Raw genomic sequence first — 1,790 nt, 5'->3', positions numbered from 1 at the left:
TATTCCCGGCAACTATGGCAATTTTGATTCCAGATATGTGAAAGATGTTCGACTTGGTTCACAGCAATATTATGGAGTGAACAACTGGCAAACATGGAATTTTCAGTGCCCTTCAGGTCATGTATTGTCTGGTATTAATGTTCAGGATACAGGTTCAACTCTGCCGATAATATTGCGGGTGTTTATTACAGACCGATTCAAAAGTATATAAATGGCACTTGGTATAATGTAGCGAGCGTTTAATATGATGCACTTAAAGAACATTAAAGCGGGTAACGCTAAAACACTGGAACAGTACGAATTAACAAAGAATTTTGACGTAATCTGGTTGTGGACAGAAGACGGAAAAAACTGGTATGGGGAAGTGAAGAACTTTCAGCCAGATACAATAAAGATTGTTTACGATGAAAATAATATTATTGTCGCCATCACTAAAGATGCCTCCACGCTTAATCCTGAAGGCTTTAGCGTCGTTGAGGTCCCCGATATAACAGCAAATCGTCGTGCCGATGATTCCGGGAAGTGGATGTTTAAGGACGGAGCTGTGGTTAAGCGGATTTATACGGCAGACGAACAGCAGCAACAGGCCGAATCACAAAAAGCCGCATTGCTTTCCGAAGCTGAATCAGTCATCCAGCCGCTGGAGCGCTCTGTCAGGCTGAATATGGCAACAGATGAGGAATGCGCACGACTGGAGTCATGGGAACGCTACAGTGTTCTGGTCAGCCGTGTGGATACGGCAAAGCCAGAATGGCCACAAAAACCAGAGTAAAAATTAAGGCCCGATAGCGGGCCTTCTCTCATTCTGGTTGTTCGGGAAACGTTACTGGCAGACTGGAGGTGTCTGTGGATTCGACCTTCTGCGCGTAGAGCATCCACTCGGTTAATTTCTGCTTATTCCCGGCGGAAATGATGCCCAGTCGTAGCTGTGAGTCCCATAGCTGGGTTTTATCCCTGACAAGTTGCAACAGGCTTTGCTTTTCATTTTCCACTTGTTGCCTCTGCTCTTCCCCGGTATAAGTTCGCTTTATCACTATGCCATCTTTGAACATCCATTTACCTGAAATATCAGCCCGGCGATTTGCTGTAATATCAGGAACCTCAACGACGCTTGCGCCTTCCGGATTAATTGCTGAAACATCCTTTTCAATACAAATAATAACGCCGTTGTGGTCATAGACCATTTTCAACGTATCAGGCTGAAAGTTCTTTTGTTCCTCATACCAGTTTTTCCCATCCTCTGTATAAAGCCATTTGATGTTAAATTGTTTCGTTAGCTGGTATTGCTCTTTTGTTTCAGGATTACCAGCAGAAATGTTTTTTAAGTGCATCATCGTTAAATACTCCCCGCGTTATACCACGTCCCATTAATGCAATACTGAATTGGCCTTGCCTGAGTTGTATCAATTAGTTCATCTCTGTTTGAGTTAACGGAACCGGTAACAACATAACCTGACCTGTCAGACCAGCCGGGACCATTCCATGTCCGAACAGATGACAGACCACCAAGGCGAATACCTGTAATAAACCTTGAGTTACATTCTGCCTGCGTATATGCGCCAACATCTCTCGCTGATGGCTTGCGTGTTGTGGTGTAAAACTCTGACCAGCCAGCCTCAAATCCATAACCATCACGCGCTGAACGATAAAAAATACCGCCGTTCTTATAATTCACACGGAACTGTACAGCAGGGCAGCTCCCCGTATTCTTATTGAAGTGGAGGATTAATGTTGATGCACCGCTGATATTTGCATCATAAACACCGCTATTCCAGTTCCAGCCAACAGCT

The 1,790-nt window shown here is 44.4% G+C and carries 3 protein-coding genes and 1 pseudogene; 2 read left to right on the top strand and 2 right to left on the bottom strand.

Annotated features, from left to right (window positions below; genetic code table 11):
* Positions 1-243 (top strand): annotated as a pseudogene (locus tag ACUU1I_RS20410) (phage tail protein); the annotation flags it as partial.
* A 1-nt stretch (position 244) separates the two neighbouring features.
* Positions 245-772: a tail fiber assembly protein gene (locus tag ACUU1I_RS20405; RefSeq protein ID WP_000972106.1), complete on the top strand. Its 528-nt coding sequence runs from the start codon at positions 245-247 to the stop codon at positions 770-772.
* A 28-nt stretch (positions 773-800) separates the two neighbouring features.
* Here the strand turns inward: ACUU1I_RS20405 and ACUU1I_RS20400 are convergent, their stop codons facing one another.
* Together ACUU1I_RS20400 and ACUU1I_RS20395 are read right to left on the bottom strand one after the other, a co-directional pair.
* Positions 801-1,334: a tail fiber assembly protein gene (locus tag ACUU1I_RS20400; protein WP_000972124.1), complete on the bottom strand. Its 534-nt coding sequence runs from the start codon at positions 1,332-1,334 to the stop codon at positions 801-803.
* Between the two features lie 2 nt (positions 1,335-1,336).
* On the bottom strand, positions 1,337-1,790 hold a 454-nt coding region (locus ACUU1I_RS20395; protein ID WP_449144905.1), incomplete at its 5' end, for a tail fiber protein.

This window comes from Shigella sp. SIG3 (assembly GCF_053555855.1).
Note: the sequence above shows the minus strand (reverse complement) of the source record. Positions and strands in the feature narration are given on the sequence as shown.